At 42.7% G+C, this 8,224-nt stretch carries 9 protein-coding genes and 1 pseudogene; 4 read left to right on the plus strand and 6 right to left on the minus strand.

The window, feature by feature from the left end; all coding sequences use genetic code 11:
* Positions 1-95: 95 nt before the first annotated feature.
* On the minus strand, positions 96-416 hold the full coding sequence (locus JV16_RS09340) for a YppG family protein (protein WP_021094971.1): 321 nt from the start codon (positions 414-416) through the stop codon (positions 96-98).
* 152 nt (positions 417-568) lie between these two features.
* Between JV16_RS09340 and JV16_RS09345 the strand changes: the two genes are divergently transcribed.
* The gene (locus JV16_RS09345; protein WP_021094972.1) at positions 569-781 is read left to right on the plus strand and encodes a YppF family protein; all 213 of its coding nucleotides are present in this window, start codon (positions 569-571) and stop codon (positions 779-781) included.
* 60 nt (positions 782-841) lie between these two features.
* Positions 842-1,009 carry a hypothetical protein gene (locus JV16_RS15790; protein WP_019417582.1) on the plus strand — a complete coding sequence of 56 codons (168 nt, stop codon included), beginning with the start codon at positions 842-844 and terminating at the stop codon, positions 1,007-1,009.
* Between the two features lie 23 nt (positions 1,010-1,032).
* Here the strand turns inward: JV16_RS15790 and JV16_RS09350 are convergent, their stop codons facing one another.
* Complete coding sequence (locus JV16_RS09350) at positions 1,033-1,236, minus strand: hypothetical protein (protein WP_042535474.1); 204 nt, start codon at positions 1,234-1,236, stop codon at positions 1,033-1,035.
* A gap of 410 nt (positions 1,237-1,646) precedes the next feature.
* Between JV16_RS09350 and recU the strand changes: the two genes are divergently transcribed.
* Both recU and JV16_RS09360 read left to right on the plus strand, forming a co-directional pair.
* Positions 1,647-2,246, plus strand: coding sequence for a Holliday junction resolvase RecU (recU, locus tag JV16_RS09355; protein ID WP_042535476.1), 600 nt, complete (start codon positions 1,647-1,649; stop codon positions 2,244-2,246).
* Positions 2,247-2,261: 15 nt separating this feature from the next.
* Positions 2,262-4,877, plus strand: coding sequence for a transglycosylase domain-containing protein (locus JV16_RS09360; RefSeq protein ID WP_021094975.1), 2,616 nt, complete (start codon positions 2,262-2,264; stop codon positions 4,875-4,877).
* An 8-nt stretch (positions 4,878-4,885) separates the two neighbouring features.
* Here JV16_RS09360 and JV16_RS09365 read toward each other — a convergent pair whose 3' ends face one another.
* The 4 genes and pseudogenes from JV16_RS09365 to JV16_RS09380 all read right to left on the minus strand — a co-directional run bounded on the left by JV16_RS09365 (position 4,886) and on the right by JV16_RS09380 (position 8,069).
* On the minus strand, positions 4,886-5,377 hold the full coding sequence (locus tag JV16_RS09365; protein WP_021094976.1) for a YpoC family protein: 492 nt from the start codon (positions 5,375-5,377) through the stop codon (positions 4,886-4,888).
* Entirely contained in the window at positions 5,378-6,028 is a 651-nt protein-coding gene (gene nth, locus JV16_RS09370) for an endonuclease III (protein WP_021094977.1), read from the minus strand.
* Between the two features lie 13 nt (positions 6,029-6,041).
* Positions 6,042-6,713: a DnaD domain-containing protein gene (locus tag JV16_RS09375; protein WP_021094978.1), complete on the minus strand. Its 672-nt coding sequence runs from the start codon at positions 6,711-6,713 to the stop codon at positions 6,042-6,044.
* Positions 6,714-6,910: 197 nt separating this feature from the next.
* Positions 6,911-8,069: pseudogene (locus JV16_RS09380) on the minus strand (ISLre2 family transposase).
* Positions 8,070-8,224: the final 155 nt, after the last annotated feature.

Genomic DNA, 8,224 nt, shown 5'->3' on the forward strand with positions numbered 1-8,224 from the left:
AAAGCGCAAAGCGCCCGCCTATCGGCTTGAAGCTAGACAGTTCCCTAAATTAGAAATTGTATACTTTCTTAATCTTTATAAGAAAAACGCAAACGTTATATTTTAAACGTTTGCGTTAATCCTTTTACAAGCCCGCTCATTTGATTCATCACTTGCACCGCCTGCCCCATCGTATTCATCATTTTTGTAATATCGTACGTCCCATCTTTCGTTTTAAACTGCTCAAGCAAGCTTGGCGGCTTTGCAGGAGCGAATGGGGGCATAGGTGGAACGAACGGAGAGACAGGTGGTGTGGTGAATGGAGACATGGGCGGAACGACTGGTAGAACAGGAAACGAAGTCGGTTGGGAATAATATGGATAATAATGCGCAGGTGCCACATGTGGCATTTGCATCGTAGACCATGGCTGGTACATATTTTCTCTCCCCTTTCACTACATCGTATTCGTTTTTCATAAAATGGTTCTTGACTAATCGTGTCAATCGATGTCGGAATTCTCAATTTTTTGAATTTAACATGTTGTCTTTTTTTATGTTATGATAAGTGGAAAAGGGGGAGGGAATAATTATGACAATTATTGAATTAAAAAACAAATTTATCGCAACGAAACAATATGAGCCGATCGATGCAAACGAGCTGCTTGACTTTGCGCGTCAACTTTATTTGCGCAACGAATTGCCGCTTAGCGTGTACCGCCATCTTGTGCGTGATTTAGAAGCGCTTGGGGCTTACAAACCTGACGATGAGCGTATTAAACAATATTCAGGAAGCGCTGAATGATTTCTCCCCTCTTGTGCCATGCTAAGTGGGACGCTAGCATGGAAAAGGAGGCGGATGAAAATGGGTCGTGGTGTTCATTTTCACCATAAGAAAAAAGGACATGAAAGCGAGAAGCCAAAACATGGCGAACATGTTGAGTCGAAGCAACGTGAAGTTGTCGACTATGCCATTGACACAGTAGGAAGCGAAACGCATCGTCCAGTGACAATTGAACGTGTAAAAGAATAAAGGTGGCCAACGCGCCACCTTTTTTATATTGCCGGAACGAACATATACGTTTCTTTTTTTTCGATTTGTTGTTCGATGTTGTTGAGTTGGCGTTCGATGCCTTGTAAACTGTCTTGTTGCATATCGTAATGTGTATCCATTTGCTCGGTCGTACGCTCTTTTAATTTTTTTTCTAATTGTTCAATTTCCTCAAACAATTGTTGTAATTGCATTTGAATATGTTCCATCCTCCAACTCCCCTTTCGCCTTTGCCATACACATTCGCTATCCATATCCTCGTCCCTTCTTGATTGACAAAACTAGAAGAAATTCGGCAAACAAAGTGGTATACGTACAAAATTCGACAAATATGTTCGCATGTTTTTTATATGAACGGTCAAAATAAAATGATGAAAGGAGGCGACAACATGGCGAAAAAAGAGCAAAAGAAAAAACAAAAGCCGAAGCAAGAAGAAACAACAGGATTTGGCGACAAAAAACTAGAAGGTCCAGACCGCCCTTCTACATAAAATCGAAAAATATCCAAAGTCATGTTTTAGAAAAAGCGAGTATATTTGCTCGCTTTTTTCTAATTTTCGGGCAAATGACGAACAGACAAAACATATGGTATAATGTTGAACATTCAAGGGGGGATGATATGTTTAAATATCCGAATGGGCGAGCATATGAAAAAAAGGAAAATGAACGCATATTGCATACTCGTGCTTCTGATACGTATGGAAATCGCGGAATGACGCTAGAGGCGGATTTAAACGAAACAAACGCCTATTATTTAGCTCAAGGCATTGCCGTCATTCATAAAAAGCCGACGCCGGTGCAAATCGTCCGAGTCGATTACCCGAAACGAAGCGCGGCCGTCATTAAAGAAGCGTATTTTAAACAACCGTCAACGACGGACTATAACGGCGTATACCGTGGGAAATATATTGACTTTGAAGCAAAAGAAACGAGAAATCGCACGTCGTTCCCGCTTCAAAATTTTCATGAACATCAAATTGAACATATGAAACAAGTGCTAGCCCACGGAGCGATTTGCTTCGTGATTTTGCGTTTTACAACACTCGATGAAACGTATTTATTCGATGCACATCACCTCCTTGAATATTGGGAGCGAAAGCAACAAGGTGGACGCAAATCAATGACAAAAGCGGAAATCGAACGACATGGCCATCTCATCCCGCTTGGCTATCACCCACGAATCGATTATATTCAAATTGTGGACAAACTATATTTTTAGAATAGGAGGAACGATATGGCGAATTATCGTTCACGAACGGAACGAAAACAAGTAGAACAAAAAAAACAACGTCCGCGAGAGCGAGGGCGTTCGATAATGAAAAAAATTGTGCTCATCATGTTGCTCACCATGACCATTGGCATGTTTTCTGGTGTAGCCGCATTTGCTTGGATGATTAAAGATGCACCGCCGCTCGATGAAACGTTGTTGCGCGATCCTTTAGCTTCGATCGTGTACGACGTGAATGGCCAAAAAGTAACAGAGCTCGGTCAACAAAAGCGCATTTACGTATCGTATAACGATATTCCAAAAGTGCTTGAAAACGCGGTGCTTGCGACAGAAGATGCGCGCTTTTACAAACATCACGGTTTTGATATTGTACGCTTTTTCGGTGCCGTTTTAGCAAACATTCGCGAAGGATTTGGCGCTGAAGGTGGAAGTACGATTACACAACAAGTCGTCAAACTTTCTTTTTTAACGCCTGAAAAAACGTTAAAACGAAAAGTGCAAGAACTATGGCTTGCCATTCGACTTGAACAAAAATACTCTAAACACGAAATTTTAGAAATGTATTTAAACAAAATTTATTACTCAAATCGGGCATACGGTGTCGCAAAAGCGGCGGAAACGTACTTTGGCAAAAGTGATTTATCGCAATTAACGCTTCCGGAAGCGGCATTGCTCGCCGGCATTCCACAAAGCCCGAACAACTACAATCCGTTTACGCATCCAGAAACGGCGGAAAAGCGTCGAAATACAGTATTGTCGCTAATGGTAAAACATGGTTTTATTTCAAAAGAAGAAGCTGAAGCGGCGAAAAAAATACCTGTTCAATCGTTATTAACGGAAAATAAACAACAAAGCGATATTCCATACGATTCCTTTATTGATCAAGTGATCGATGAAGTGACAGAAAAAACAGGGCTTGATGTATTTACTGCCGGATTACACATTTATACAACATTAGATCCGAACGCCCAATCATATGTGGAAGATTTGTTGAACTCGGACGAAGTCATTCGTACGAACAAAACTGATTTCCAAGCTGGCATTGCGGTCGTAGATACGAAAACAGGTGAAATTCGGGCGCTTGGCGGCGGTCGGAAAAAAGAAGAAGGCGTCACGTTCGGATTCAACTATGCAACCGATACACGAAAACAACCAGGTTCGACAATTAAACCGATTGTCGATTACGGCCCAGCGATTGAATATTTAAAATGGTCAACATACCACCAATTAAAAGATGAACCGTATCAATACTCTGATGGAACGCCAATTAAAAACTGGGACGGCAAATATGAAGGACAAATGTCGATGCGAACAGCACTTGCTCGTTCACGAAACATCCCTGCCTTAAAAGCGCTCCAAGAAGTCGGTTTAGAGCGAGCGAAACAGTTTGCGAACAAGCTTGGCATGGGCTTTGAAGAAATGCATGAGGCCTATGCGGTTGGCGGCGTCGGCAAAGGGGTGTCACCGCTACAAATGGCTGGCGCATATAGCGCATTCGGAAACGGCGGCATTTACATTGAACCGCATGCGGTGAAAAAAGTGGTGTTTCCAGATGGAACAGAAATGGATCTTCGTCCAGAACCAAAAGCCGCGATGAAAGATTATACGGCGTTTATGATTACCGATATGTTAAAAACGGTCGTTCAATCAGGTACAGGTACAGCAGCAAACGTACCAGGGCTTCATATTGCCGGAAAAACAGGAACGACGAACTACGATGAAAAAGACCGTCGCAAGTATGGTCTGCAAAGAGGAGCTGTTCCTGACAGTTGGTTTGTCGGTTATACACCAAACTATACAGCAGCCATTTGGACTGGTTTTAGTAAAAAAAGTAGCGAAGCCTATTTATCAAAATCCGAACAACAATATGCGAAACAGTTGTTTAAACGCGTCATTTCCCATATTGATGACGGCAGCGGCGGCGATTTTAAACAACCGAAAAGCGTTGTGAAACTAGCGGTGAAAAAAGGAACGAATCCGCCGAAACTCGCCAGTGAACATACGCCAGAAAGTGAAATTACGTACGAATATTTCGTTCGCGGTTATGAAGAGCCAACAGAAGTGGCCGAAGATGAACCGGAAGTGATTGAACCAGTCAAAGACTTACGAGCGCAATACGATCCAGCAACACAAACGATTTCGCTCGCATGGTCATACACGATCGACCCAGAAAAAGATGTATCATTCGAAGTACGGCAAACAGTAGACGGTCGCAAACCGACAGTTATCGCAAAAACAAAAGATTCACAGCTAACTGTCGATGCGAAAGAAGGCTCCGTATATTTGTTTGAAGTATACGTCGTGACAGCTGACGGCACACAAAGCGCGCCAGCGACAGCGCTTGTGCAAATTCCAAAAGAAGAACCGAAACAACCAAACGAAAATGAGTCACCAGGACAGTCGGGAAACGAAGGAACCCCGGAGACGCCAACAAATCCGGAAAATCCAACAAATCCGAACGAGCCAAATCCGAGCAATCCGGGGACACCAACAAACCCGACAAATCCGACAAACCCGACAAATCCGAACGAGCCAAACCAAAACAATCCGAACAACAATCCATCGGGGACGAATAGCCAACAACGAGGCGGAAATAATGATGGCACACCAAAAAGAGACTGAGCGCGTACTCAGTCTCTTTTTTGTTGAACCATTTGTTTATAAAACAGTTTCGCAAGCTCGATAAATAATTCATCTAACTGAATAAACGAATGATGAAGAGCAGGATGAGCGAAAATAAAAGAAAGACGATCGATGACATTTAACGGGCGAAGCGAAAGCGATTGGACTTCCTCTTCCCAGCAGCATATGTTTCCTATCGGGCGTTCGTTCAGCCAATATAGTGCGCATAAAAAATAGCTTATCCCCCGAATGATCCCGTCTTTTGCTTGTTTCGCTTGACGTTTTGCAAACAACGGGGCAAGCTCACGTTTTTCTTCTTCCCAAAGCTGAAATACGGCAGGAAGCGCGCGTTCTTTTTGTTGCCACGGCTTTTCTTCATTTGTTATATCATAATAAAACGGCACATGCTTCATCATCATCGGAAACGGCTGAAGCGTATCGATATCGACCGTATCGGTCGCAAAAAAGAGCGGATGTTGAAACGTTTTCGGAACGATCATTTACATCTTCCCTTTCATCCGTTTTTTTCCTTCACGACAAAGATGAAGAAGTGGACATGCGTCACACCTAGGCGATTGTGCTTTACAATGATAGCGCCCAAAAAAAATAAGGCGATGATGGGTCACCGACCATTCTTCTTTCGGAATTTTACGCATTAACGTTTCTTCTACTTCTAACACTGAATCTTTCCAGCGGCAAATGCCGATCCGTTTGCTTACTCGTTCAACATGCGTATCCACAGCAATGGCAGGAACGCCGAAGGCAACAGATACGACAACGTTCGCTGTTTTGCGCCCAACACCAGGAAGCTTCATTAATTCCTCGCGGCTTTGCGGCACGTTTCCATCATATTGTTCAATTAATATCCGACATAATTGTTGAATGTTTTTCGCTTTATTCCGATATAAACCGATCGAACGAATATCTTGTTGTAGCTCTTCTAGCGGAACAGACACGTAATCTTCTGGTGTTTTATATTTTTCAAATAGTTGCTTCGTCACTTTATTGACGAGTGCATCTGTACATTGGGCTGATAAAACGACGGCGATTAACAGCTCAAACGGGTTGCGATGAACGAGCTCACAATGCGCATTTGGAAACATGGTTGCGATCTCATCCAAACAGTAGCGAATTTGTTGCTTTGTTAACATGTAACCATCCTTTCTACGACTGTTCAAGCCAATTATAAATCGGAACGGTTGGTTTATATGGTTGTTCTTGCTTTCCTTGGTTTTTGCGAAACTTTTTTGCATGTTGCTGCGCTTGTTCAATTGTTTTAATGCCGTTCTTTTTCCATTCAAATAAAATTCGATCAATATAACGGAAATTTAGTTTTCCAGATAATACAGCTTCTCGTAGGGCCGCTTTAATGATCGTTGGATCATGCTCGTCTTGATCCATCCACATCGCTAACGTTTCACACTCCATCGGTGAAAGCGGACGGCCAAACTCATGCTCGAAAACGGTGTACAGTTGTTCTTCTTGTTCTTCCTCTTGTTTTTGTCCTTGAAAAACGGTGCGAACGAGCTTTTCCCAAAGCGGATCAAGCGAATAACATTCACTTCGAATATGGTTATCCATCTGTTCTTCAATGGCTAAAAACCCTTTTTGAACGAGCTTTCTTAATTGTTGCATGCACATTTCTGGAGAAATCGTCATTCGAGCCGCAATTTCATCTGGCGTTGGAAACGAAATGCCTTGCTCAAGAAACGAATGAATGTGTAAAAGGAGCATAAACTCTGTTTCATTTAATCCAAGCGTCTTATAGTTCGTTAACAATAATCGTGGAATGGCAATGCTTCCTTCACGGAAAAAACGAATCATTTCATTATTCATATCAAACACCTCACGCCCTATTATACCATAAAACAAATCCCCCATGTGAGCACGGGGGATTTGTTGTTTGAGTCAAGAGTTTGTGGGAGATTTTTTTCTCAACCGATTTTATTGGTTATATATGGTTTTATGGACTTATTTTATGTAAGCGCTTTTATCCACTCTCATCCTGTAGGTATGTGCCTATATCCGTGTTTTTAAAAACCTTTCAATGCTTGTAATGCCTCGTAAATCGGCGTTCCTGAAGACTGACGGAAATACGGAATATTGTCTCGAATCACTTCTTTCATTCGAGATGAGACGCGTTTCATTGACTTTTTCACGATTGCTTCTCGTTTCGTTTCTTCTCGTTCTTCCACATGACATACGATAGTCACTCAAACATCCAGGTAGCTCTTCGATCCGACGAACAAGCGCCTGTAATTGCCGTTCTTTCTCCTCATCTCCCAGTGTTCCCACGGCACTCGTCAGCTCTCTTAATACCCTTTCTTCGTCTTGTGAAGCCAGTGCCTTCCGTATCGCTCGATATCTCGGATGATCACGAAGCCATTGGCGGATGTCCCTTGCCACGTGGAATCGATCCAACTGAAAATATCCCCTCTTCCCAAAATAATCACGACAAGCCGTGATCCATGGCGCACCATCTCCATTGATGACGACCCAGTCTTCTAGTGGATCATACCCATATTCTTTCACTAAGAAGCTCTCGACGGCTTCCCAGATCGGCTCATTCGTTTGATGAACATAATATCTTCGGTTCACCAAAGAAACTCGTTTGCCGTTTCTCTCCCATCCTTGGTGAATCGTCACGATTTTCTCCTCTTTTCCTTTCATGCGGCTTCGTTGCCGTTTGACGTATAGTCCGTCTGCTTCAATGAAAAATACCCGACCTTTTTTCTCCATCTTGCGGTGTCCAACGACTTCAGCCTCGACAATCAACTGACGAATCGTTTCGTGGCTCATGCACGCATATCCCACCAGTTTTTCTAAGGACTGGGCAGCTTGTCGATACGATGAACCTGTCACTGCCAGATGAATCGCTGTTTCTTCTAACAACGGACTGACTCCATGTGCCCCCTCAAACTGAAGAAAAGCATCCAATAGACAGACATACCTCTGTTTTTCTCGATCGAAGTAATAGTTCCGCTTGACTTCCAATTCTCCAAACATCGTCTGCATCCGTATCACTCGTTTATCTTTGAGCGCGAACCGCTTTTTATCTCGTTTTTCCGCTAATGTGTGATCGATGTCCTCCAACAACTGTTGAAGCAGTTGACCATATTCTTTTTGCATATGCCGAAACAAAGATTGTTCAATGTCTTTCAATGTGACTCCATTTGTGATATAATCCTGCATGGGCTCTACTCCTTTCTTTGGTTGTTTTTTCGCACTTACTACCTTACAGGAGGAGGGCCCATTTTTCATCTATTTTGCTTTCACATCCAACAGATTCCTAATTATACTGAATTAGGAATCTGCTTTCTTTTCTCCCACAAACATTTTACTCATAC

Origin of the sequence: Anoxybacillus ayderensis (assembly GCF_000833605.1) — a bacterium.
GTDB classification, from domain to species: Bacteria; Bacillota; Bacilli; order Bacillales; family Anoxybacillaceae; genus Anoxybacillus; species Anoxybacillus ayderensis.